Source organism: Streptomyces sp. NPDC054757 (genome assembly GCF_053612185.1).
This window is the reverse complement of sequence record NZ_JBSHBW010000045.1, coordinates 1-24,192: the sequence shown is the minus strand read 5'-3', so window position 1 is coordinate 24,192 and position 24,192 is coordinate 1. Positions and strand designations below refer to the sequence as shown.

Annotated in this window: 18 protein-coding genes; 11 read left to right on the top strand and 7 right to left on the bottom strand. The window is 71.9% G+C overall.

The features are described 5' to 3' along the window. Positions 1-10: 10 nt before the first annotated feature. Genes ACWGKJ_RS32930 through ACWGKJ_RS32915 form a run of 4 tightly spaced genes read left to right on the top strand, consistent with a single transcriptional unit; the run spans position 11 to position 5,626 of the window. On the top strand, positions 11-664 hold the full coding sequence (locus tag ACWGKJ_RS32930; protein WP_385026336.1) for an isochorismatase family protein: 654 nt from the start codon (positions 11-13) through the stop codon (positions 662-664). Beyond that, positions 661-2,577 (top strand): anthranilate synthase family protein, encoded by a 1,917-nt coding sequence (locus ACWGKJ_RS32925; RefSeq protein WP_385026339.1) that lies wholly within the window; start codon positions 661-663, stop codon positions 2,575-2,577. The genes ACWGKJ_RS32930 and ACWGKJ_RS32925 overlap by 4 nt, the downstream gene beginning before the upstream one ends. A 4-nt stretch (positions 2,578-2,581) precedes the next feature. Next, on the top strand, positions 2,582-3,640 hold the full coding sequence (aroF, locus tag ACWGKJ_RS32920; RefSeq protein WP_385026342.1) for a 3-deoxy-7-phosphoheptulonate synthase: 1,059 nt from the start codon (positions 2,582-2,584) through the stop codon (positions 3,638-3,640). Positions 3,641-3,673: 33 nt separating this feature from the next. Next, the gene (locus ACWGKJ_RS32915; RefSeq protein WP_385026345.1) at positions 3,674-5,626 is read left to right on the top strand and encodes an FAD/NAD(P)-binding protein; all 1,953 of its coding nucleotides are present in this window, start codon (positions 3,674-3,676) and stop codon (positions 5,624-5,626) included. Positions 5,627-5,664: 38 nt separating this feature from the next. Here the strand turns inward: ACWGKJ_RS32915 and ACWGKJ_RS32910 are convergent, their stop codons facing one another. Further along, positions 5,665-6,141: an RrF2 family transcriptional regulator gene (locus ACWGKJ_RS32910; RefSeq protein ID WP_453315889.1), complete on the bottom strand. Its 477-nt coding sequence runs from the start codon at positions 6,139-6,141 to the stop codon at positions 5,665-5,667. Between the two features lie 166 nt (positions 6,142-6,307). On the opposite strand from ACWGKJ_RS32910, the gene ACWGKJ_RS32905 reads away from it, so the two are divergent. Continuing rightward, complete coding sequence (locus tag ACWGKJ_RS32905; RefSeq protein ID WP_385026350.1) at positions 6,308-7,720, top strand: class-II fumarase/aspartase family protein; 1,413 nt, start codon at positions 6,308-6,310, stop codon at positions 7,718-7,720. 51 nt (positions 7,721-7,771) lie between these two features. On the opposite strand, the gene ACWGKJ_RS32900 is transcribed toward ACWGKJ_RS32905, so the two are convergent. Together ACWGKJ_RS32900 and ACWGKJ_RS32895 are read right to left on the bottom strand one after the other, a co-directional pair. Beyond that, a complete protein-coding gene (locus ACWGKJ_RS32900; protein WP_385026353.1) occupies positions 7,772-8,917 on the bottom strand; it encodes a MalY/PatB family protein in 1,146 nt (381 codons plus the stop codon). Between the two features lie 58 nt (positions 8,918-8,975). Beyond that, positions 8,976-9,671, bottom strand: a complete 696-nt coding sequence (locus ACWGKJ_RS32895) for an alpha/beta fold hydrolase (protein ID WP_385026356.1) — start codon at positions 9,669-9,671, stop codon at positions 8,976-8,978. A 195-nt stretch (positions 9,672-9,866) separates the two neighbouring features. Between ACWGKJ_RS32895 and ACWGKJ_RS32890 the strand changes: the two genes are divergently transcribed. Beyond that, positions 9,867-11,186 carry an MFS transporter gene (locus tag ACWGKJ_RS32890; RefSeq protein WP_385026359.1) on the top strand — a complete coding sequence of 440 codons (1,320 nt, stop codon included), beginning with the start codon at positions 9,867-9,869 and terminating at the stop codon, positions 11,184-11,186. 47 nt (positions 11,187-11,233) lie between these two features. On the opposite strand, the gene ACWGKJ_RS32885 is transcribed toward ACWGKJ_RS32890, so the two are convergent. Continuing rightward, positions 11,234-12,679 (bottom strand): purine-cytosine permease family protein, encoded by a 1,446-nt coding sequence (locus tag ACWGKJ_RS32885; protein WP_385026361.1) that lies wholly within the window; start codon positions 12,677-12,679, stop codon positions 11,234-11,236. Positions 12,680-13,008: 329 nt separating this feature from the next. Further along, positions 13,009-13,593 carry an RNA polymerase sigma factor gene (locus ACWGKJ_RS32880; protein ID WP_385026364.1) on the bottom strand — a complete coding sequence of 195 codons (585 nt, stop codon included), beginning with the start codon at positions 13,591-13,593 and terminating at the stop codon, positions 13,009-13,011. Positions 13,594-13,657: 64 nt separating this feature from the next. Here ACWGKJ_RS32880 and ACWGKJ_RS32875 point away from each other — a divergent pair, with 64 nt between their 5' ends. Then, entirely contained in the window at positions 13,658-15,682 is a 2,025-nt protein-coding gene (locus tag ACWGKJ_RS32875; protein ID WP_453315888.1) for a protein kinase domain-containing protein, read from the top strand. Positions 15,683-15,747: 65 nt separating this feature from the next. After that, a complete protein-coding gene (locus ACWGKJ_RS32870) occupies positions 15,748-16,539 on the top strand; it encodes a DUF4232 domain-containing protein (protein ID WP_385026370.1) in 792 nt (263 codons plus the stop codon). 186 nt (positions 16,540-16,725) lie between these two features. Here ACWGKJ_RS32870 and ACWGKJ_RS32865 read toward each other — a convergent pair whose 3' ends face one another. Further along, the gene (locus ACWGKJ_RS32865; RefSeq protein ID WP_385026373.1) at positions 16,726-17,301 is read right to left on the bottom strand and encodes a DUF4232 domain-containing protein; all 576 of its coding nucleotides are present in this window, start codon (positions 17,299-17,301) and stop codon (positions 16,726-16,728) included. Positions 17,302-17,532: 231 nt separating this feature from the next. Further along, positions 17,533-18,840 (bottom strand): MFS transporter, encoded by a 1,308-nt coding sequence (locus tag ACWGKJ_RS32860; protein WP_385026376.1) that lies wholly within the window; start codon positions 18,838-18,840, stop codon positions 17,533-17,535. A gap of 220 nt (positions 18,841-19,060) precedes the next feature. Here ACWGKJ_RS32860 and proP point away from each other — a divergent pair, with 220 nt between their 5' ends. The 3 genes from proP to ACWGKJ_RS32845 all read left to right on the top strand — a co-directional run bounded on the left by proP (position 19,061) and on the right by ACWGKJ_RS32845 (position 24,144). Beyond that, positions 19,061-20,686, top strand: coding sequence for a glycine betaine/L-proline transporter ProP (proP, locus tag ACWGKJ_RS32855; protein WP_385026383.1), 1,626 nt, complete (start codon positions 19,061-19,063; stop codon positions 20,684-20,686). 117 nt (positions 20,687-20,803) lie between these two features. Next, positions 20,804-21,262, top strand: a complete 459-nt coding sequence (locus ACWGKJ_RS32850; RefSeq protein ID WP_385026378.1) for a MarR family winged helix-turn-helix transcriptional regulator — start codon at positions 20,804-20,806, stop codon at positions 21,260-21,262. Beyond that, positions 21,259-24,144, top strand: coding sequence for an FUSC family protein (locus ACWGKJ_RS32845; protein ID WP_385026381.1), 2,886 nt, complete (start codon positions 21,259-21,261; stop codon positions 24,142-24,144). The genes ACWGKJ_RS32850 and ACWGKJ_RS32845 overlap by 4 nt, the downstream gene beginning before the upstream one ends. Positions 24,145-24,192 lie beyond the last annotated feature (48 nt).

Genomic DNA, 24,192 nt, shown 5'->3' with positions numbered 1-24,192 from the left:
GAGGGACAGCATGGGCATCCCGGACATCACCGCCTACCCGATGCCTGCGGCGGACGGACTGCCGGACAACACCGCACCGTGGGTTCCCGACCCGGCCCGCACCGTCCTGCTCATCCACGACATGCAGCGCTACTTCGTCGAGGCGTTCCCGGCCGGCCGCTCGCCCGCGAGCGAGCTGACGGCGAACATCGTCAGACTCCGTACGCGCTGCGCCGAACTGGGTGTGCCCGTCTGCTACACCGCGCAGCCGGGCGACATGACGGCCGGCCAGCGTGGCCTGCTCCAGGACTTCTGGGGCGGCGGCATGACGGCGGAGGCCGAACAGCGCGCGATCGTGCCGGAGCTCGCCCCGGAGCTGGGCGACCACATCCTGACCAAGTGGCGCTACAGCGCCTTCCAGCGCACCCGCCTCCTCGACATCCTCCGGGAGCAGGGCCGCGACCAGCTCGTCATCTGCGGGGTCTACGCGCACGTCGGCTGTCTGACGACGGCCAACGACGCCCTGGCGTACGACATCCAGTCCTTCCTGGTCGCCGACGCCGTCGCCGACTTCAACGCCGACTACCACGCACAGGCGCTGCGCTACGCGGCGGAGCGCTGCTCCGTGGTCCTGCCGGCCGACGCGGTGCTCGCGGCGCTCTCCAAGGAGGCGGTGACACCTTGACCGCGTCCGTGGCCGGCGCCCCGGCGGAGTTCCAGGACCGGCGGCCCTTCGCCCTGCTGTCCCGGCCCTCGACGACCCCCGCGGGGCAGCTGGAACTGCTGCGCGGGCCGGTGTCCGTACTCAGCGGTCTCGACGCGCTGCCGGCGCCCGGTGCGGACAGCGGGCCGGTCCTCGTTCTGCTGCCGTACCGCGCGGCGGCCGAGCGCGGGATGGAGTGCCACGACGACGGCGCGCCCATCCTGGCCATGGACGTCACCGAGCAGAGCACGATCCCGGAGTCCGCTCTCGGACGGTACGGCCCGGAGGTGCCCCTGCGGCTGCGCGACGGCGGATTCGACATCGCCGACGACCGCTACGAGGACATCGTCCGCACCGTACTCAACCGCGAGATCGGCACCGGCGAGGGCTGCAACTTCGTCATCAGCCGCACCTTCACCGGGACCCTGGAGAGCTACACCCTCGACTCCGCGCTCGCCCTCTTCCGCCGGCTGGTCGAGCGGGAACGGGGCGCCTACTGGACGTTCCTGGTGCACACCGGCGACCGGACCTTCGTGGGCGCGTCGCCGGAACGCCACATCACCCTCGACGACGGCACGGCGGCCATGAACCCGATCAGCGGCACCTACCGCTACCCGCCGGAGGGCCCCACGCCGGAATCGGTGCTGGAGTTCCTGGGCGACGGCAAGGAGACCGACGAACTCACCATGGTGCTCGACGAGGAGCTCAAGGTGATGGGCGGCATCTGCGACCGGGGCGCCCGCGCCGTGGGACCGCTGCTGAAGGAGATGGGGCACCTCGCCCACACCGAGTACTTCATCGTCGGCCGCACCTCGCTCGACCCGGCCGAGATACTGCGGCGCAGCCTCTTCGCGCCCACCGTCGTGGGGAGCCCGCTGGCCAACGCCTTCCGGGTGGTGCGCAGATACGAGCGGACCGGCCGCGGCTACTACAGCGGGGTGATCGCCCTGCTCGGCAGGGACGGCCGGGGGCGGCCCTCGCTCGACTCCGCGATCCTCATCCGTACCGCGGAGATCAGCGCGGCGGGATCGGTGCGGATCGGGGTCGGCGCGACCCTGGTGCGCCACTCGGACCCGGCGGCGGAGGTGGCGGAGACCCGGGCGAAGGCCCAGGGCCTGCTGTCGGCGATGGGGCACACACCGCGGCGCCCCCGGCCCGCCACCGAACCGCTGCTGGGGCGGCACCCGGAGATCCGGGCGGCCCTGGAGAGCCGCAACACCGGTCTCGGCCGGTTCTGGTTCACCGACGAGGAAGCCCGCACCGCGCTGCGCCCCGCACTGGCCGGTCGCAGCGTCCTCGTGATCGACGCCGAGGACAGCTTCACCACCATGCTCGGACACCAACTCGCCTCCGTGGGGCTTGAGGTGACGCTCCGTTCGTATGCCGACGAGCTGTCCCCCGAGGACTTCGACCTGGTGGTGCTCGGCCCCGGTCCCGGCGACCCCCTCGCGGCCCGCGACCCGAGGATCGGCCGGCTGCGGGAGATCGGCGCGCGACTGCTCGCCGGCCGTACCCCCTTCCTTGCGGTCTGCCTCGGACACCAGGTCCTCAGCTCCCTGCTCGGCCTGCGTGTCGTCCGCCGCGCCCGCCCCAACCAGGGCGTCCAGCGCAGGATCGACCTGTTCGGCGGCGCGGAGCGGGTCGGCTTCTACAACACGTTCGTCGCGCTCAGCGACGCGGACCGCTTCGAGCATCCGCACAGCCCCGCCAAGATCGATGTCAGCCGGGACGCCGGTACGTGCGAAGTGCACGCCCTGCGCGGCCCCGGATTCTGCTCGCTGCAGTTCCACGCCGAGTCCGTGCTCACCGAGCACGGGCCGCACCTCATCGGTGATCTGCTCACCTCGCTGCTCGGGGACGCCGGTTCCCGCCAGCTCACCCAACGTTCGGAGTAGGAACATGGTCATAGTGATGTCGTCGGACGCCGCGCCCGAGGACGTGGCCGCCGTGCTGGCCCGGGTGAACGACGCCGGGGTCCGCTCCTACATCAGCAGAGGACGCGACCACCTCCTGATCGCGGCCGTGGACGACGGGGCAGCCACCGCACCAGCGGCGGACGTCCTGCGCGCCCTGCCGGGGGTGCGGGCGGTGACCGCGCACCCCACGCCGTACCCGCTGGTCAGCCGGGACAGCCTGGCCGAGCGTTCCGTGGTGGAGGTGGGCGGGGTCCCCATCGGGGCCGGCACCTTCACACTGATCGCGGGGCCCTGCGCCGTGGAGACCGAGGAGCAGACCCGGGCCGCCGCCCGGATGGCACTGACGGCGGGCGCCGCGCTGCTGCGCGGCGGCGCGTACAAACCCCGTACCTCGCCCTACGACTTCAGGGGCCTGGGCGAGGACGGCCTGCGGATCCTCGCCGACGTGCGCGCGGAGACGGGACTGCCGGTGATCACCGAGGTGATGGACCCGCGGGACGCCGAAACCGTCGCGCGCTACGCCGACATGCTCCAGATCGGGACCCGCAGCATGCAGAGCTTCCCGCTGCTCGAAGCGGCGGCGGACACCGGGAAGCCGGTGCTGCTCAAGCGGGGGATGAGCGCCACGGTCGAGGAGTGGCTGCTGGCGGCCGAGTACATCGCCCACCGCGGCAACCTCGGCGTGGTGCTCTGCGAACGCGGGATTCGTACCTATGAGCGGGCCACGCGCAATACTCTGGACCTCTCGGCTGTGCCGGTGGCCCAGCAGCTGTCGCATCTGCCGGTCATCGTCGACCCCTCGCACGCGGGGGGACGCGCGGGTCTGGTCGTACCGCTGGTCCGTGCGGGGGTCGCCGTGGGGGCCGACGGAGCCATGGTCGACGTCCATCCGACACCCGAGGCCGCGCTCTGCGACGGGCCGCAGGCGCTCGGCGACACCGACCTGAAGGAGCTCGGCGAGACCGTACGAGAATGGGCCCCGCTGGCCGGCCGGCTCACCCTGTGCGCACCCCCGAACCCGTCGCTCCCGCTGATGTCCTGACCGGTCGCCGGCCGCCGAACACAAGGAGGAACGTTGCTGTCCAGAAGTGCTGACCTGTGTGTGGTCGGGGCGGGGCCGAGAGGGATATCGGTCGTGGAGCGGATGTGTGCCAACGCCCCCGTGCTCGGCGCCCCCGGCGACCGGGTGACCATCCACCTCGTCGACTCCCGGCACGGCGGCGGCGGTCAGGTGTGGCGCACCGATCAGCCGGCCGAACTCCTCATGAACACGGTCGCGTCCCAGGTCTCCATGTTCATGGACGACAGCGTGGAGGGCGAGGGCCCGGTGGTGAACGGGCCGAGTCTGCACGAGTGGGCGCGCGCCCTGGACGGTGCGCGGCAGCCGGGCCGCTACCCGGAACAGGTGCTGGCCGAGGCGGCGACGCTGGGCCCGGACTCCTACGCCTCCCGGTCCCTGTACGGCCACTACGTGGACTGGGCGCTGGCCCGGGTCCGCGCCGGGCTCCCGGACTCCGTCGAAGTCGTGCTGCACCGCGCGGTCGCGGTGGCCCTGGACGACGACGGCGACGGGACGCAGACCCTGCGCCTGGACGACGGCACCAGCCTGAGCGGTCTGACCGCCGTGGTCCTCGCCCAGGGGCACGTGGGGATGGAGCTCACCCCCGACGAGAAGGACCTGTCGGTCTTCGCGCACGAGCACGGCCTCGGCTACTTTCCGCCGGGCAACCCCGCCGACACCCCCGAGGACTCCATCAGACCCGGTGAGTCGGTGGCGCTGCGCGGGCTCGGGCTGAACTTCTTCGACCACATGGCGATGCTCACGGCCGGCCGCGGCGGCCGTTTCGAACGGGTCGGCGGACGCCTGGTCTACCGGCCGTCGGGAGCCGAACCGGTGCTCTACGCGGGATCACGGCGCGGCGTCCCGTACCACGCACGCGGCGAGAACCAGAAGGGACCGGCAGTCCGTCACCAGCCGGTCTTCCTCACCCCGCAGGCCGTACGCGCACTGCAGGCCGAGAGCGCGGCGGGGCGCCGGCTCCGGTTCCGTCGCGACATCTGGCCGATCGTCTCGCGGGAGGTGCGCCTGGTCTACTACCGCACCCTGCTCGCCGAACGTGACGGCGCCGCGGCCGCCGACGCCTTCGCCGGGGTCTTCACCGTCCTCTCAGCGGGCGAAGGCGACGAGGCCGAGTGCGCGCTCCTCGACCGCTACGACGTGGCCCGGCAGCTGCGCTGGGACTGGGACCGGGTGATCCGGCCGTACGGAACCCGGACCTTCAGCGGGCCCGACGACTACCGGGCATGGCTGCTCGGCTATCTCCGCAGCGACCTCCGCGAGGCCGCCCGCGGCAACGTACGCGGCCCCCTCAAGGCCGCGCTCGACGTGCTGCGCGACCTGCGCAACGAGATACGGCTGATAGTGGACCACGGCGGGATCACCGGCAGTTCGTACCGCAGCGACCTCCAGGAGTGGTACACACCGCTCAACGCGTTCCTCTCCATCGGCCCCCCGGCGAGCCGGATCGAGGAGATGATCGCGCTGGTCGAGGCGGGCGTACTGACCCTGCTCGGTCCGGGCTTCCGGGTGCTGCCCGACGCCTCGGGCAAGTGTTTCCAGGTCGAGTCGACGGCCGTCCCGGGCCCCGCCGTCCAGGTCACCAGCCTGGTGGAGGCGAGGCTGCCCGAGGTCGACATCCGCAGGACCACCGATCCGCTGCTGCGCCATCTGCTGGGCACCGGGCAGTGTTCGGCGTACGGACTGGCCGACGAGAGCGGCCCCGAATACCGCACCGGCGGCCTCGCCGTCACCCGGCGGCCCTACCACGTGGTGGACGCCGAAGGCAGGGCACACCCCCGGCGCTTCGCGTTCGGTGTGCCGACCGAGACCGTGCACTGGGTGACAGCGGCCGGGATCAGACCGGGGGTCAACTCGGTGATCCTCAGCGACGCCGACATCATCGCGCGTGCGGCGCTGCGGGCGGCTCCGGAGCCCGCCAGGGACGCCGTCCCGGCAGGCTCCCAGTGAGCCGGCCCTCAGGTGACCCGGCCTTCAGCGAGCCGGCCTCAGTGAGCCAGCTGGGGAAGCCGCTCCGCGTTGCGCGTACGCACCGAATCGGGGAGCCGCGCGACGAGTTCGGCGATGGTGACCGAGCGCAGCGAGGCGCGCCAGGCTTCGTCGGCCTGGCTCATCACGGTGCTCACCATGCAGGTGCGCCGGCACTCCTCGGGGGAGGAGGCGCCGGTGCCGCGCTGCCGGATCTCCTGGCAGATGAAGGGGGCCGCGGTGCCCTCGATGGCCTCCACCACATCCAGGGTGGTGATCGACTCGGGGGTGCGGGCCAGCCGGTAGCCGCCCTTCGGGCCGGAGTTGGCGTACAGCACGCCCGCTCTGGTCATCGCCTGGAGGTGTTTGGAGAGATATGCCTCGGGCAGGCCGAAGTGCCCGGCCAGCGCATCGCGGCGCATCAGCCCGCCGGGCGGCACCTGCGCGAGCAGCATGGCACAGTGCAGACCCCACTCCACGCCTTGTGACAGCTTCATGCGGACAGTCTAGTCATGCAATATCCGGAATACCCACAAACTTTCTGCGCCCTGGGGCAGGGGACGCCGAGGGCCGGGGCACGGGGCCCGGGGGACGGGCCCTGGAAATGGGGACCGAGAGAGGGAGCCCGGACACGGGCTCCGGAGCACGGGAGAAGGACGAGCGATGAACCACACGCCCGAGACGGCCGCGTTCCTGGACACCGGCCTGCTGACGCCGGTGCGGGCGGGGACCCCCGTCGAGGCCGAGACCGCCGACATCGCCTGGCTCCAGGCCCTGCTGGACGCCGAGGCCGGGCTGGTCAGGGCCCAGGCGGAGCTGGGCCTTGTGCCCGGCACGGCGGCCGGGACGATCAGCAGGCTGGCCGACGCCTCCCGGCTCGGCCTGCGCGAACTCGCGGTCCGCACCAGGGGCGCGGCCAACCCGGTGGTAGCCGTGGTGGAGGCCTTCACCGCCGTGGTGAAGGCCGAGGACCCGGACGCCGCCGAGTATGTGCACCGGGGCTCCACCAGCCAGGACATCATGGACACCGCGGCCATGCTGGTGGGACAGCGGGCCGGCACACTGATCCACACCGACCTGCTGCGGACCGCCGATGCCCTGGCCGCGCTGGCCGGCCGTCACCGGGACACCCTGGTCGCGGGCCGCACGCTGGGCGCGCACGCCGTACCGACCACCTTCGGGCTGAAGGCGGCGGGCTGGCTGGACGGAGTGCTGAGGGCCGCCGACCGGCTCGGGGAGGTGCTCGGCTCCGGGCTGCCGGTCCAGCTGGGTGGCGCGGCGGGGACCCTGGCGGGCTACGTGGAGCAGGCCCGGATCCAGGAGGTGGCCGATCCGGTCGCGACCGCGCCCCGCCTCCTCGCCGCCTACGCGGCCGAACTGGGCCTGGCCGAGCCGCTGTTGCCCTGGCACACCACACGCGCCCCGCTCGTGGAGCTGAGCCAGGCACTGGTGCTCTGCACCGGGGCGCTGGACAAGGTGGCGGTGGACGTCCAGGTGCTCTCCCGTACGGAGATCGCCGAGGTGGCGGAGCCCGCGGCGCCCGGCCGTGGGGTCTCGTCCGCGATGCCCCACAAGCGCAACCCCGCCCTGGCCACGCTGATCCGTACCGCGGGCCTGCAAGTCCCCTCCCTGGCCCTGGTACCGGCCCAGGCGATGGCTGCGGAGGACGAGCGCCCGGCGGGCGCCTGGCACGCGGAGTGGCAGCCCCTGCGGGAGAGCCTGCGGCTCACCGGAGGCGCGGCGCACACCGCGGTCCAGCTGGTGGAGGGCCTGACGGTCTTCCCGGAGCGGATGCGGGCCAACCTCGGGCTCACCGCAGGTCTCGTGGTGTCCGAGCGGGTGGCCGCCGTCCTCACGCCCGCCCTGGGCAAGGCCGCCGCACGGGAGCTGCTGAACCGGACCGGGGCCGAGGCGGTACGCACCGGGCGGCCGCTGGCCGAGCTGCTCACCGGGGCGCCCGAGCTGGCCGGTGTGGCCGGGGCCGCGGAGGTGCTCGACCTGCTGGACCCCGCCCACTACACCGGCGCGGCCGGAGCGCTGGTCGACCGGGCGCTGGCGGCCTACCGCGCGCGGTAGGCCGGCCGGCCAGGGGGCAAGCCCGGCCGGCCAGGGGGTCGGCCCAGGAGGTCAGCCCACGGCTTCGCTCATCCGCCGGGTGATCTCCGCCAGGAGGGCGGGGGAGGTGCCGAAGTTGAGGCGTACGAAACCCTCGCCCTCCGGGCCGAAGGCGCGGCCGTCGTTGAGCAGGACCCGCGCCTTCTCGTGGAAGAACGTCCGCGGATCCGAGGGCAGGTCCAGGTCCCGGCAGTCCAGCCAGGCCAGATAGCTGGCCTCGGGCACCCGGTAGCCCACGCCGGCCGGCAACTGCTCCTTCAGCGCGAGGGCGTTGGCCGCCAGCACGGGGCGCAGCTCCGAGAGCCAGGAGTCGCCCTCCCGCCAGGCGGCGAGGGTGGCCGCCACCCCGAAGTTGTTCGGCTCGCCGTACAGATGGGACGGGGACGACAGCGCCTCACGCACCCCGCGCGGCCCGATGTGGCCGACGGCGCACCGGACCCCGGGCACGTTGAACGCCTTCGTGGCGGAGGTCAGCGTGACCGTACGCGCGGCCAGTTCGGGTCCGAGCGAGGCGAAGGGGATGTGCTGGTGCGGTTCGTGGACCAGCTCGGAGTGGATCTCGTCCGATACGACCAGCATGTCGTGGCGCAGCACGATCTCGGCCAGCGCCTCAAGCTCCGCCCTGCGCAGCACGTGTCCCGTCGGGTTGTGCGGACTGACGAGCAGCAGCACCCGGCACCCGGTGACCGCCACGTCCTCGGCGAGCCGGTCGGCCGAGAAGGCCCAGCCGTCCTCGTGCGGGACGTACGGCGCGGCCAGCAGCCGCCGGTCCATGGTCTCCAGGGTCCGCAGGAAGGGCGGATAGGTGGGGGTGTGCGCGGCGATCGTGTCGCCCGGCTGTGTCGTGACCATCAGTACGGCCTGGAGGGCCTGGTTGATGTCGGTGAACTCCCGCACCTCACCGGGGTCCAGGACCAGGCCGTACCGCTGCTCCATCCGTTCCGCCAGCGCCGCACGGAGCGGGTTGCGCCCGGGGTGCGCGTCCCAGGACGGGTATCCCAGGTCCTCGGAGACGCAGCGCAGCAGCGCGTCGCGCACCACCGGGGCCGGCGGGAAGTCCATCTCCGCGATCCAGGCGGGCAGCACGCCGGGTCCGGCCTCGCCCCACTTGGTGCCCGGCCGGCGGGACAGGACTTCGGCGTCGACATCATGGAACATCGGTGCACTCTCCTCTTGCTGGATGGGTGATGTTGCCTACAGCCAGTCCGTACCGTGTTCACAGCCAGTCCTTGACCGCGGCCAGGAAGCCGTCGAAGTCGTCCTGGTGGACGACGTGACCGCTCCGGGGTACGACGCGCACTCCGTAGTCGAGCGCACGCAGCTCCCGGGCCACGGGTGGCGGCACCATATGGCTGGGGTCGGCGAGCACCACCATGCCGGGTACCCCGGGCGGGCCCGGGTTCCGGCGCGGCAGTCCCTCGATGGCGTCCAGGGTGCGCGGATCCCACTGGGCCAGCGAGGCGACCTTCGCCTTGCGGGCCTCCGGCTCCCAGCGCACCATGGCCTCCTCCACCTGGGCGGGCGACCACTCCTTCTGACAGCGGAACTCGCGCAGGGTCGACTCCAGGGTCTCGTTCCAGGCCGGCTCCACGTACACCACGCGGCCCGGCTTGAGTCGTTCCCCGACGAGGGAGAGGAGCAGGCCGCCGAGCGAGTGGCCGATGGCGAGGTCGGGCCCGGCCGGTACCGACTCCACGAGTGCGTCCGCAAGGTCCTGAAGGGTGTACCGGTCGAGCCGGGGGGCCCGCCCGTGGCCCGGGAGATCGGGGGCCAGAACGCGGTAGCCGCGCTCGGCGAGCGCCGGTGCCACCCGCCACCAGCTGCTTGAATCCGCTGTGATGCCGTGCACCAGAAGGGCGTAGCGATCGCCGTCGCCCCAGGTGCGGACCGGGGTGTGGGTTGTCGTGGCCATCCGGCTGCCTCTCCTTCGGTCTGCCGCTGCTGCATTCTTCGATATCGCGGATACAACATATCCACGTTAGCCGGGGAGGGCCGACCCGGCCGGGGGGGAGCGTTGATAACAGGATCCCTTGTGTCCTGGCTCGCCCGGTCCATGCGGCCGATGGTGTGAACGTCGAACACCACCGAACTGCCGAGGAGTCAGGCGATGTCCAGGGATGTGCACAACCCCGAAGCGGCCGGCCCGCCGGTCCCTCCGCAGGCCGCGCCGCCGCCCACCGCGGAAAGGGCCGCGCCGTCCCCGGCCGCGGCGGAGGCACCGCCGCCCCCGGCCGTGACGGAGACCGCGCCGCCGCCCGCGGTGGAGCAGGTGGACGAGAAGGCAGCGAGTGTGCCGCGCGCCTTCGTCGTCGCCTGCTTCCTCAGCAACTTCGACCGGTTCGCGATCACCCCGATGCTGGTGGCGGTCGCGGCCGGTCTCCACGTACGGCTGAGCGAGGTCGTCCTCATCGCCAGCGGCTACTTCTTCGCCTATGGTGCGGCCCAGCCGGTGTGGGGGATGCTGTCCGACCGGTACGGGCGGATGCGCGTCATCAGGGCCACGCTCTGTGCGACCACCCTGTGCGGGCTGCTCTCGGCGGTGGCTCCTTCGCTGACCGTGCTGGTCGTCCTGCGCATCGCCACCGGTGCCTTCTTCGGTGCCGTGGTGCCCACCTCGCTCACCTATGTGGGGGACACGGTGCCCGCGGCCGTACGCCAGCGGGCCCTGTCGGACCTCCAGCTGGCCCTGGCCATCGGCACGGCGGCCGCCACCCTGGTCGCCGGAAGCGTCGCCCAACTGCTCAGCTGGCGTGTGATGTTCGCGCTCCCGGCGGTCCTGGCCGCGTGCGCGGTGTACGCGATGCGCGGGATGTCCGAGTCCCGGGTGGCGGGCACCCTGCGGCGGCCGGGCGAACAGCTCGCCACCGTGATGCGGCTGCGCTGGGCCTGGGTGGTCATGTTCTTCGGCCTCGTCGAGGGCGCGGTGCTGCTCGGCTGCTTCACCTTCCTGGCGCCCGCCCTGCAGGACCGCGGGCTCAGCACCGTGAGCGCGGGCGGGGTCACGGCGCTGTACGGGGCGGGCACCCTGGTCTTCTCGCGGGTGCTCAAGCGGGTGGCCATGCGGGCGCCCTGGGCGCTGCTCACCGCGGGCGGGACGATGATGTGCGCCGGCTTCCTGGTCGCCGCCGTCACCCCCTCCGTCGTGGGCATCGGGGTGGCGGCCGTCCTGCTCGGCGGGGGCTGGGCCTTCTTCCACTCCTCGCTGCAGAACTGGGCCACCACGCTGGTACCGGAGGCTCGGGGCACGGCCGTCGCGCTCTTCGTCGCCGCGCTCTTCGTCGGCAGCGCCGTCGGCTCCGCGCTCGGTGCGAACCTGGCCCAGCACGGCGCGTACGCCCAGCTGTTCGCGGTGGCCGCGCTGACCGCGGCCCCGCTCACCCTGGTCGCGGCCCTGGCCAGGCGGCGGTACACACCGGCCGGTGCGTGACGGGCGGTACGTGTCCCGCCGGCGGGACACGTACCGGCGTGCGCCGCTCAGCGCGCCGCCCCCGCGGGCTCGGCGCTGCCGCTGACCCCGGCCGGGATCCGGCCGGGCGGCGGCACACCGCGGCCCCGCCGGGCCACCGCCGCGTAGAGGATGCCGGGCACCACGAGACCGATGATCCAGGAGATGTCGGCGCCGCCCAGCCGTTGCACGAGCGGGCCGGTGTACAACTCGCTGGAGAGGAAGGGCAGCTGGACGAGGACACCGAAGGCATAGGTGAGCAGGGCGCGCAGGTTCCAGGCGCCGTAGACGCCCTTCGGATCGGCCAGTGCGGGAATGTCGTAACCGTTTCTGGAGAGCAGGTAGTAGTCGACCAGATTGATGGCGCTCCACGGGGTGAAGAAGACCAGCAGAAAGAGCAGGAAGGTGGAGAAGGATTCCAGGAAGTTCCCCTTCCCCAGGAGTGCGAGAGCGGTACCGGCGACCATGATTCCGAAGACGTAGCAGCTTCTCGCACGCGGGCTGACGGGGCGTTGCCTGCGGAATCCGCCGATGCCGGTCACCAGGGACATGAATCCCCCGTAGGTGTTCAGCACATTGACGGTCAGTTTGCCGAAGGCGATGGAGAAGTAGAGGAGCGAGGCGATCAGCGCCGAGCCGCCCATCCTGACGATGCCGCCCACCTCGTCGCCTCCCCGGCCGCCGCCCCAGGCCGCTGTCAGCGCGCCGAACGACATCGACCACTGGGAGCCGAGCACCGTACCGCCCATGGTCGCCCAGAAGACGGCGGACGGCCGCGTCCTGCGCGGCAGGTAGCGCGAGGAGTCCGCGACATAGGGTCCGAAGCCCAGCTGCCACGACGCCGAGAGCGAGATGGCCAGCAGGAAGGACGGCGCGGAGAAGTGGTGGTCGGCGAAGAGCCGCCCCAGCGGCGCCTGTTGGACCAGCCGCACCCCCAGGTAGACGAAGGCGAGCGCCCCGACCAGCCCGGCCACCTTGCCGACCCGGTGGATCAGCCGGTAGCCCACGGCGGCGGTGACCGCGGTGGCGGTGGCGAAGACGATGATGCCGGTGGTGTCCCCGAGATGGGTCAGATGCCCGACGGCCTGCCCCGCCAGCACACTGCCGCTGGCGAAGAAACCGATGTACATCACCACGGTGCCCACCAGGGGGATCGCCGCGCCCCGCACCCCGAACTGGGCACGGCTGGAGATCATCTGCGGGAGGCCGAGCTGCGGCCCCTGCGCGGCGTGCAGCGCCATCACGGCGCCGCCCAGCAGATTCCCGATCAGTAACGCGATGACGGACCAGAAGACGTCATTTCCGAAAACCACCGCGAGAGATCCGGTGACCACCGCACTGATCTGCAAATTGGCGGCGAACCACAGAGTGAAGAGACTCGCGGGCCTCCCATGTCTTTCACTGTCGGGAACGACATCCACAGAACGCTGTTCGACCAGTCCGCCCGCAGGGCTGACCGCATTTCCTCTCGGCATGACGGCCTCTCCAGAAAGAGAAGGGGAGTGGAGTGGTCATGATGGCAAGCGGAACTGGTGGGCAGTCAAGGAATCGACGGCCGACCCCGTGCGTAAGTGAGCCGGTGGGCGGGAAATGCGGTGAATCAATGATTATGCGTGTCAGTAAACCGCCGGGACGGTAATTCGCTGAATTCGGCCGCAGCTCAATACGGAAGGGCGCGGCCCCGTGGCGCCCGCGCCGGACGGCGGGTGTGCGACAGCACCGTGTGCGCGATGTCTGTCATGTCTGTTATGTCCTGGCATGCCAGGACATAACAGACATAGCGGGACCGGGGCCCGTGGAGCCCTCAGGCTTCGGCACCGCCGGGCGCCTCGTCGGCGTATCCGCCCACCAGCCAGGGCCTGACCTGCTGGCGGGCGCGGTGCAGCCGGGATTTCACGGTGCCGACGGGCAGGTTCATCCGGTCGGCGATCTCCGCGTAGTCGAGTTCGCAGATGTCCCGGTAGACCAGGGGCGTCACCAGCTGCGGAGCCTCCCGCTCCAACCGGTCGAGCGCTTCGAGCAGATCGACGCGCGAGCCCGCGATCACGCTGGTGGTGCGCGGGTCGGGGTGGGTCGCCTCGGCCGTGGTGAGCGGGGTCTCGGCCGCGCGCCGCTTGAGCTCGCGGTACTTCTGGCGTGAGCAGTTGGCGACCACCGTGTACAGCCAGGTGCTGAACTTGCTGCGGCCCTCGAAGCGGTGGATGTTGCGTGCCACCTGTACGAGTACGTCCTGGGCCGCCTCCTCCGCGTCCTCGCGGTACAGCAGGAACCGTGCACAGCGGCGCAGCACATCGGGGCTGATGTCCCGGAGCAGCGCGTCCAGGGCGTTCTGGTCGCCGGCGGACGCGCGGACGGCCAGGGCCTCTGTCTCATCGGCGGGCCGGTTCACTGGACGGCCTCCGCCGGTCGGGCCGGTTGGACTCGCTGGGGGATCACCCATGCATGATAGCCACATGTCCGTACCAGAAGAGATTGGCCGGTACCGCGTTCAGCGGCGTCTCGGCACGGGGGCCTTCGCCGTGGTGTGGCTGGCCCACGACGAACGGCTGCACGCCGATGTCGCGGTGAAGGTGATGGCCGACAACTGGTCGTACCGGCTGGACATCCGGGAGCGTTTCGTGGCGGAGGCGCGACTGCTGCGCCGGGCCAACTCCGGCGGTGTGGTCCAGGTCTTCGACATCGGTGATCTCCCGGACGGACGGCCCTACTTCGTCATGGAGTACGCGGACCACGGCACCCTGGACGACGTACTGACCGCGGGGGAGCTCGATGTCGACGAGGCGCTGCGGCTGACCGCCGAGGCGGCGCGCGGTGCGGCCGCACTGCATGACGCGGACATCGTGCACCGGGACATCAAGCCGTCGAACATCCTGCTCAAGGGCCGGCCGGGCGGCCATGAGCGGGTCCTCATCGCCGATCTGGGCCTGGCGAAGAACCTGGCGCAGGCGTCCGGCCTCACCGTGATCGCGGGCAGCAGCGGCTATATGGCGCCCGAGCAGGCCGAACCGTACGACGGCATCGACGCGCGTGCCGATGTCTACAGCCTCGGGGCCGTCCTCCACCATCTGCTCACCGGTACGGTCCCCGGCCCGCCCGGCAAGGTGCTCCCGGCCGATGAGCTGCGCCCGGGTCTGCCGGCGCCGGTCGTGGCCGCGGTACGGCGGGCCATGGAGCCGGACCGGGAGGAACGCTGGGAGAGCGCAAGGGCGTTCACCGATGAACTGGAACGGCTGCGGAAGCTGCCGGAGTCCTCGTCCGGGACGGCCGGTCCCGGCCCGGCGGGGGGTTCGCAGGGGCCCGGGGCTCCGGGGGGCGCGACGGGACCGTCCGCGTCGGCCCTGGGCGGCTCGCCGGTTCCGTCTGCCCCGGGTGGCTCGCCGATGCCCGGGGCAGACGGCGGCGCGCCCGCGTCTTCGGCATCTTCGTCATCGGTCCCGGGCGGCTCACCCGCGCCCGCGGCCCCGGGCGGCTCACCCGCACCCCCGGTCCCGGGGGACGCGGCCGTACCTCCGGGGCCGGCCGGGCCGCCGGTGCCCGGGGCCGGGGGCGGTTCGCCGATGTCTCCGGGGCCCGGGGGCTGGCCCGTACCCGAGGACCCGGGCGGCTCCCCCGTACCGTCCGCCTCGCAGCCGTTCTCGCCGGCGCCCGCCGGGTATCCGGAGTTCGCGCCGTACCCCGAAGAAGCCACGTTCCCCGGCGAAGCCGGATTCCCCGGAGCCGACGCCTCCCCCGGAGCTGACGGGCACCCCCGACTTGCCCCGGCCGGGGAGTCCGCCGCCTCCTTCGCTTCGCCCCATGTCTCCGGTGTCTCCGGGCCGTCCGCGTCCGGGGCCTCCCCGGTGCCCGCAGCGGCCGGTGGCGGCCCGGACGCGGCGGCGCCCGGCCGTACCCGGCGCCCCAGGACCCTGCGGACCGTGCTGACCGTGCTGACGGCCGTGGTCGTCGTCGCCGGGGCGGGCACGGCGCTGACCCTGTGGGAGCGCAGGCCGCCGAGTACGGAGCGGGTCAGCGACGCCACCGGGAAGCTCAGCGTGGAGGTCCCGCACGCCTGGGCCGTGCAGCTCGCCGACTCCGGCTGGTCACCCGGTGCCCTCGGCCTCGACAGCACCCACCGGGCGGGGCTGACGGTGGCGGACTCGGTCGCGGGCTGGTCCGATCTGCGGACCGACGACAGCGGGGTCTTCGCCGGTGCGGCCGGTTCCGGCGCGGACAGTGCGGCGGAACTGACCGCGAAGGTGAAGAAGAGCACCCACCCGGGCTGCCGGGACTCCGGCACCGCGACGTACTCGGACAGCCGGTGGCGCGGCACCGTCCGCACCTGGGATTCCTGCGGAACCGCGGGCAGAAGCCTCAAGGAGGTCGCGCTGGTCCCGGTCGCCAAGGGCAGTCCGCCGGTGTACGTGCAGATCAGGTGTGCCGAGAGTTTCGGCAAGGACGCCACCGACCGGATTCTGCGGAGCGTGCGGACGGCGGCGTGAACTTTTCGGTCCTTCCGGTCATCGGAGGTAGTCAGAGAGTAATCGGAGAAGGGACGGTCGGCGCCATGCCGAATCCAGGACAGCGGGGCAGGGAAGACCAGGTGACCGGAGCCTTCGGGAGGGGCGGATCCACCTCCCGGCGGAGCCTGGCCGCCGGGGCCGCCACGGCGGCCGTCGCGGGCGCGCTGCTGCTCAGCGGCTGTGCGGGCAACGACTCGGGTCCGCAGAAGGTGGCCAGCGTCGGAGGCCCGGTGACCAGCGGTGCGTCGGCGGCTCCGTCCGGCAGCAGCCCGAAGCCGAGCCCGCCCGGGGCGACACCCGGAGACGGATCGGGATCGTCCGCTTCCTCGTCCGGGGCGAAGACCCCCGGCGGCGACAACCCGACGCCGACGAGGAGCGGTGGGGGCGGAAACGGCAAGCCCTCCGCCCCCTCCGCCCCGGCCCGCTGCCACACCTCCGAGCTCGGTCTGTCGATCGGAGACGACCACCCGGGAGCGGGGCAGGAGAACTTCGCACTGGTCCTCACCAACAAATCCGGCCACACCTGCACCGTCAGCGGTTTCCCGGGTCTCGCCTTTGTCGACAGCGCCGGCCATCAGGTCTCGGTGGACCCCGAACGCACCGGCTCGTCCGGCGGCCCGGTGAAGGTGGCTCCCGGGTCGTCCGCCTGGGCGCCGCTGTCGTTCACCAACCCGGAGGTGACCGGGTCGGGCACGGTGACTCCGCCGACCGTCCGGGTCACTCCACCGGACGAGAAGGTCGCGCTGATCGTGCCGTGGAACGGCGGCCCGGTGCCCTCGGACGGCAAGGTCTCGACGCCGCAGGTCGGGGCGTTCTCGGCCGGCTCGGGTGGCTGAGAGCCGGACGCGGGACCGTAGCCGGGCAGGAGTTCGGGGGCGGGCGGGAACGCGTCGCCCCGGACGGGAACACGGGCACCGGAAGGAACACGGGGACCGGGAGGGGCGGGCCGCGCCCATGCGGCCCGCCCCACCCCGTGCGTCCCGGATCCCCGGACCGCCGGATGCCCCGATCACATGCCCCGGTCAGCCGTTGAGGCTGATGTGCGAGGCCAGGGCGGTGACATCGAGGTCACCGTTGTCGACCCACTGCGGGAACTTCAGGGTCTTGTGCGTGGTGGAAGCCGGCGGAGTGACCACCAGATAGGCCGCGTGCCGGGCACCCGATGTGCCGGTGTTGGCGTGGGTCCAGGCGATGACGGACTCGGCGCTCTGGCCGTTCTTGAGCGTCAGCGTCTGCTTGGCCGGACCCTTGGCGTACCAGGTGCTGCCCCAGTGCACCGAGGTCGCGAGCGTGTGGTGGCCGGCGTCCTGGAGCCCGAGCCCCGGGTAGCCACGCAGGTCGCAGGTGTGGCCGCTGGTGTTCTTGAGCTTGAGGACGACGCCCTCGTGGTTCATCCCGCCGGCCAGCCCCTGTCCGAAGGAGGCCGTGAGCCCCGAAGTGGCGCAGGTGGGCACGGACGCCGCCTGGGCGGCTCCGGCCCCGGCGAGCCCGAGCCCGGCGACAGCGGCGACGGCGAGCCCCGCACCGCCTATACGGCGGGCCGTGCGGGTGCGGGCGCCTGCGCGCCGGGCGGTGCTGTTCCGATGCTGCTCAGCCATGTCGATCGATCTCCACTCTCAATGGTGCGCTTCTCGATGGTGCGCTTCTCGTGCGTGCGGTGCGCGTTGTCTCCGCGCGATCCCCGTGTGCTCCGCGTACTTCAAGCAGTGGGATGCCATCGGCGCCCAGAAAGTTCACGGTAAATCCGTCCAGATACGACGGGGCCCCGACGCCTGCGCCACCCCTTCGCCCGGGCCTCTGATCCGGCCCGGGCAGCCCGGCCGGCCCGCTCAGGCGAAGGCGCGCTCCGCCTCGATCTCCTCCAGGGACTTGCCCGCCGTGTCCGGTATGAAGAAGAAGCCGACCGACCCGCTGATGATCAGGAACACGGCCAGCATTCCGGCCACCGGCCTGATGCCGGTACTGGCGAGCGCCGGTACGAACAGGCTCCAGATGCCGACGAAGGTCCGTGAGAGACCGAAGGTGAAGCCCTGCGCCGTGCCGCGCAGCATGGTCGGGAAGAGCTCCTGGCTGAAGATCTTGTAGAGCGGCTCCCCGGCGAATGTCCCGCCCACCGCGAACAGCACGATGTTCAGGATGATCACCGGGATGGTGAACGGCAGTACCAGATAGCTGACATAGGCGATGACCTGCATGGCGCCGCCCGCGCCCCACATCCATTTGCGGGTGAGGTGGCTCCGGTCGACGTAGCTCATGAACAGCAGCGCCGCACCGATGCTCACCACGAACCCGGCGCAGGCGAGGGCCACCCCGGCCGACTGGCTGCCCGCATGCAGCGTCCTGATCATGTACGGGGTGAAGATGCCGTTGGTCGCGGCGGCCAGCCCCCAGAAGAGGTAGATCGTCCCGGTCCAGATCAGCGCGTTGCGGTTGGGGCCCCGGAACAGGGCGCCCGTGGTGGGCCGGGCCGTCATCCCCGACGCGAAGGCCCTTTTCCAGCGCGCCGACTCCGCGAGACCGCGCCGGAGCGCCCAGGTCACCAGTGCCACGACGAACAGCTGGAGGAACACCAGCCGGATACCGAGGAGTCCGAACGGGGCGAGGACGAGCGCGAGCAGCAGCACGATGACAGGGCCCAGGCTCCAGGCGATCTGGGTGAATCCAAGGAGCTTTCCGCGCGCCGATGCCGGAGCGAACTCGCCCACCAGCGCGAGAGAAGTGGGGACGTCGGCGCCCACGGCGAGACCGACGACAAAAGTACCCAGGAAGAGCATCAGCGGATTGACCGCGAGTGCGATGCAGAGAATTCCCGCCGCATAGACGAGCAGGTCGTACTTGTAGATGCGTTTACGGCCGAGTGTGTCGCCGAGCCGTCCGCCCACGAACGCGCCGATGGCACAGCCGATCGCATTGGGCCCGAGCGCTGCCAGCAGCCCCACCGCATTCGAACTCAAGTGCAGATATGCCTGGAACATCGCGAGCCCGGCGCCCAGGGCGACGATGGATCCGGCATCCATATAGGAGGCCATACCGGCCAGCACCGACCATTTCCACTGCTCGGATGTGACTTTTACGCCTTCTTTTTCCGCTGTTTCCCCCGCTGCCGTACCGAAATCGCCTGTCTCCTGGGGGATCATGCCTTTCTCCGGATCTGCTCGTGGTTCGCGGCCGGTGGCCGGCGGTCTGTGGTCGGAAGCCGGGCTGTTTGCAGCTGCATTGTCCTGGCAATGCGGGGTACGGAGTGGTCCGGCACTCCGTCTTACGGACCGTTGTGCCCGACGGTGCGCCGACACGCGGTCTCCTGTGTTTCCCGGAAGGAACTGGACAGGGGAGGCCGAGGCGATGATGAACGCGGCAATGCCGCTCTGCAGACGGGATGACATGAGCAAGGGACGCCCCCGCCGGGAAACACGGCCGTCCGGCGGATCGAACTCCGCCAATGACCGGCTCCTCCGTATCCTGCTACGGCGCCGCAAACGGTCACTGAGCCCCGATGACGTGACGGTCACCGACAAACCCGAGGTGCGCCGGGCGGTGTCCGCATCCGCTCTCGGCAACATGATGGAGTGGTTCGACTTCGGCGTGTACGCCTATTTGGCGGGCACCCTGGGAAAGGTCTTCTTCCCCGCGAGTTCGCCCGGCGCGCAGGTCGTGTCCACCTTCGCGACCTTCGCTGCCGCATTCCTCGTGCGCCCCCTCGGCGGCCTGGTGTTCGGACCGCTCGGCGACCGGATCGGGCGTAAACGCGTACTCGCCGCGACCATGATCATGATGGCGATCAGTACATTCGCCGTCGCTTTCCTGCCCAGCTATGACTCGATCGGATTCGCCGCGCCGATCCTGCTGCTGATCTGCCGGCTCGTGCAGGGTTTCTCCACCGGCGGCGAATACGCCGGAGCGACGACCTATATCGCCGAGTACTCGCCCGACAAGAGGCGCGGATTCCTGGGCAGCTGGCTCGACTTCGGTACCTTCGTCGGCTACTCGCTCGGCTCCGGCATCGTGACCATCCTGACCGCGGTTCTCGGGGACGACGGGATGGTGCACTGGGGCTGGCGTATCCCGTTCCTGGTGGCCGGGCCGCTCGGCCTGATCGGTCTGTACATGCGGCTGCGGCTTGAGGAGACCCCGGCCTTCAAGCGGCAGGCGGAGGAGGACGCGGCCGAGTACGCGGCGGAGCCGCACGAGGAGGGTGACGAGGACCCGGTGGAGGTGGCCCGGCAGTCCGGTCACGGGCGGCTGAAGGAGATCTTCACCCAGCACTGGCAGGCGGTGCTCATCTGTATGGGGCTCGTCCTGCTCTACAACGTCACCAACTACATGGTGACCTCGTACCTGCCGACCTTCATGACCGAGACGCTCGGCCAGGACGCGCTCACCGCCCAGCTGCTGGTGCTCGGCACCATGGTCGTGGTGGTGCTCACCATCACCACGGTGGGCCGCAGCTCCGACCGCTGGGGCCGCAGGCCCGTCTTCATGGCGGGCAGCATCGCGCTCATCGTCCTCTCGGTCCCGGCGTTCGTCCTGATCCGGCAGGGCGGCATCCTGCTGCCCGCGTTCGGCTGTCTCATCCTGGGCCTGCTGCTGGTGTGCTTCGCCGGTACGTCGGCGTCCACCCTGCCCGCCCTCTTCCCGACCCGGCTGCGGTACGGCGCCCTGTCGATCTCGTTCAACGTCTCGGTCTCGCTCTTCGGCGGTACGACGCCGCTGATCGCCTCGGGTCTGGTCGAGGCCACCGGCAATGACATGGTCCCGGCGTACTACCTGATGGTCGCCGGGGTCATCGGCTTCATCGCCACCTACTTCCTGCACGAGACGGCGGGGCGGCCGCTGCGCGGCTCCGGTCCCATGGTGGAGACCCCCGACCAGGCGCGCTCGCTGGTCGCGCAGAGCCGTACCGAGGCCGGACGGCGGGCGAGGGACGTGTGGATCCATCTGCGCCATCCCTGGGCCCGGCGGAACGGCGGCGACCACCAGGGCTGAGACCGGAGGGGCCCGGTGTCCGCCGGGGCTCCGGCCGGGCCCCGCGGGCGGCCGGGCTCCCGGGCCCCGGCGGAGGGGGGTGCGGAGGCATCCCTGACGGCAATATATAATTGCGATATGCATCTATCTCCGGCCTCCGACGAACAGCGGATCGAGGACGCGGCCCGAGGGCTCCTGCGGTGCATCGGACGGCTCTCCCAGGCACTGTTCCGGGCCGGAGAATTCGGACTTCCGCGCAGCCACACCGCCGTGCTCGACGCCCTGGAGCCCAGGCCCCGCCGGGTCACCGAGGTCGCCGCCTACACCGGCATCGCCCAGCCGCGGGTGACCGTCGTCCTCCAGGAGCTGGAGGAGCGCGGACTCATCGAGCGCGAACGGTGCGCCAGGGACCGGCGTGTCGTCGAGGCGTCGCTCACCCCCGCCGGCGGAGAGCTTCTGGAGCGGGCGCGGCAGCGGATGGCCTCGGCCCTTCTCGAAGGGCTGGGGACGAACGTCGATGATCCGGAGCGGGCCGTGGGACTGGCCCGGGATGCGGTGTCCACCCTTCTGCACGCCGTCGAACCGGAGGTCAGTTGACCACCCCAGCCACCCCAGCAGCCTCAGCAACCGAAACCACCGGAGCCACCGGAGCCACCGGAGCCGGCGGGGCCCCGGACCCGGCAGCCGGACCGGACGGCGGCCGGCCGCCCCGTACCGGAGGCTCCGTCGCACCCCGCCGGGTCGGCGGGCCGAGACGCTGGTGGGACTGGGTGCTCGCCGCCGACCCCGGACTCGGCCAGCTGCAGGCCGGCTGGCGCTCGCTGGTCGCCGTCACGACCGGGCTCGCCGTCGGTTACGGGATGTCCGTCGCCCTGACCCTGCCGGCCATGCTCGGCATGATGGTCGGCGGGATGATGGGCCTGATGAGCGCGTTCGCCATCGCGGAGAACACCCCGCTCCGGCTGACCCGCGCCATCCTGTGGATGCCGTTCCCCTACTCGGCGGTGCTGCCGCTCGCCGCGTGGCTGCACCAGGACCGTGCGTTGGAGCTCACCCTGATGGTGGTGGCGCTCGCGCTGACGTTCTTCCTCGCCCGGTTCGGGTCGCTCGCGCTGCTCACCGGCATGATGCTCTTCAACTCGTTCATGGTCGGGATGATGGCGAACATCCCGCTGAACCTGTGCGGGAAGCTGTTCGTCGTGGCGCTGGTCTCATCGGCCGCCATCCTCGCCGCCCGGCTGCTGCTCTGCTGCCCGATGCCCCGCGAGGACCTGCTGCGGACCCAGCGCGCGTTCGTCGTGGAGGCGCGCCGGGTCGGTGACGCCGCGACCGCCGCGCTGGATCCGGACGCCGACCACGAGGTCGCGATCAAGCGGATGCGGCGCAGCCTGCGCCGCCTCAACATCACCACCGTCACCATCGACGGCCGCCTCGCCCAGCCCGAGGTCGCCGCCGACCCGCACACCGCCGAACTGCTCCACCAGTACCTCTTCGACGCCGAACTCGCCCTCCAGGGCATCGGCCAGGCGGTGCAGCGGCTCGCCGCTCTGCCCGTGCCCCCGCATCTGCGGGAGGCGATGGTCGTCGCGCTGGTCGTCGCCCGCGACACCCCGCTCGGCCGGGCCGACGCGCTGCACCCGGCGGCCCGGCTCATCCAGCAGCAGGCGACCGACGTCCTCAGCGACCGCGACGCGACCCCCGACGAGGCCGAGGCCGCGGTGCTGGCCCGGCGGGTCGGCCATCTCCTCGACTCGCTCGCCGACTCCCTGGCCCACTGGCTCGACCTCGGCTGGAACGCGCCGAAGGCACGGGCCAAGGTCCCCTTCCAGCCCACCGTGGCCCTGGAGCAGAACCGCCCGGCCGGCACCGGCGCGGTCGCCCGCAGGGTGGTGGCGTCCCAGGAGCTGAAGGGCTGGCGGCGCGTCGTCCCGTACGTACGCGTCCCGCTGCACGCGGCGGTGGCCTGCGCCATCGTCTGCCCGATCACCGACGCCATCGATCCCCGGCGCTTCTACTGGGGCCTGGTCGGCGTGATGATCACGCTCTTCGGCACCAACACCACGCACGAGCGGCTCCGCAAGCTCGCCCACCGCATGGTCGGCACGGTCGCGGGCGCGGTGATCGGCATCTGGCTGCTCCGGCTCATCGGCCCCGGCCACGTCTACTGGACGCTGCTGGTCATCGTGGCAGGGCTCGCCCTGGGCGCCTGGGGCATGCAGCGCCAGTACGCCTACTGGGTCGTGGGGCTCGTCACCGCGCTCGTCCAGCTGTACGGGATGACGACCCCGTACGGCCGCATGGACCATCTGCTGGCCGAGCGGCTGCTCGACAACGGGCTCGGCATCCTCGTCGCCACCGCCTGCGCCGCGCTGATCTTCCCGCTCTCCACCCGGAAGGTCGCCCAGGAGGCCGACCGCGGCTATGTCGCGGCGCTTGAGCACCTGGTGGCCCAGGTCCGCGAGCGCTGGGAGGACCCCGAGGCCCCGGTCCGGCTGCGCGGGGCGGCCCGCGGGGTCGACGCGGCCCTCTTCCAGGTCCGCAGTGTGCACCGGCCGCTGGTCCGGATGCCGCTGGGGGTACGGGGGCGCGCCGCCGAGAACCGGCTCGCGCTTCTGGCCACCGCCACCGCGCACGCCCGCGCGCTGGCCGCCGCCGCCGATGTCGACATCGATCTCGGTCCCGGGCTCACCGGGCAGGTCGAGCGGATCACCGAGACGCTGCTTGAGTCGCTGCGCGCACTCGACCGGCACTTCTCGACAGGTGAGGCCGCCGGTACCTGGGTCCGGGTGAGTCCGCTCGTCCGCGACCTCGAAGGCCGGCTGCGGGCCCCGGCGGGCCCCCGGGCCGACCGGCTGCACACCGCGCTCAGGGAACTGGCCGCGCTGGACGAGGTCCTGGCCGGATTCGCCGAGGGCCGCGGTCTGCGGACCGTCGCCGCATCCACCGAGCAGTCCGCCGCGCCCGCCGAGGCCCCGAGGACGACGCCGCCCACACCACGTGAGCGGCGCACCCAGGAGGTTCTGGCGGCGTGGGCCGCACACACCCGGCAGGCCGGTGTGCAGAAGCCGGGAGCCGCGGCCGGTGCGCACGCGCCGGTCACCTCCCCGTCCCCGCACCCGGCAGCGCCGGTGGCGGCCGGGGATGCCGGGCGGGGTGCGGTGCCCGCGCCCCGTCAGGGCGGCGGACGCCGGCCGGCCCGCGGCGCCGGTGGCCCGGTCACCGTCAGCGGTTCCGTGCGGTGTGCGGACCACCCGGTCGACTGCGACGCGTGGATCACGGTCGTCAGCTCGCGGGGCAAGCGCCAGGCGGGGGTGCGGGCGTCCGGCGGCCGCTACCGGATCACCGGTCTTGAGCCCGGTACGTACACGCTCATCGCGGCCGGCTCGTCCCATGCCCCGCGTGCCGAGTTCCTCTCGGTGACCCGCACGGAGGGCGAGATGCACCACGACATCCGGCTCCACCCGGCGTCGGGGCGGTGACGGACCACCGCCGGCCGGAGCGGCTGCGCGGGCGCACTGCCCGTACAG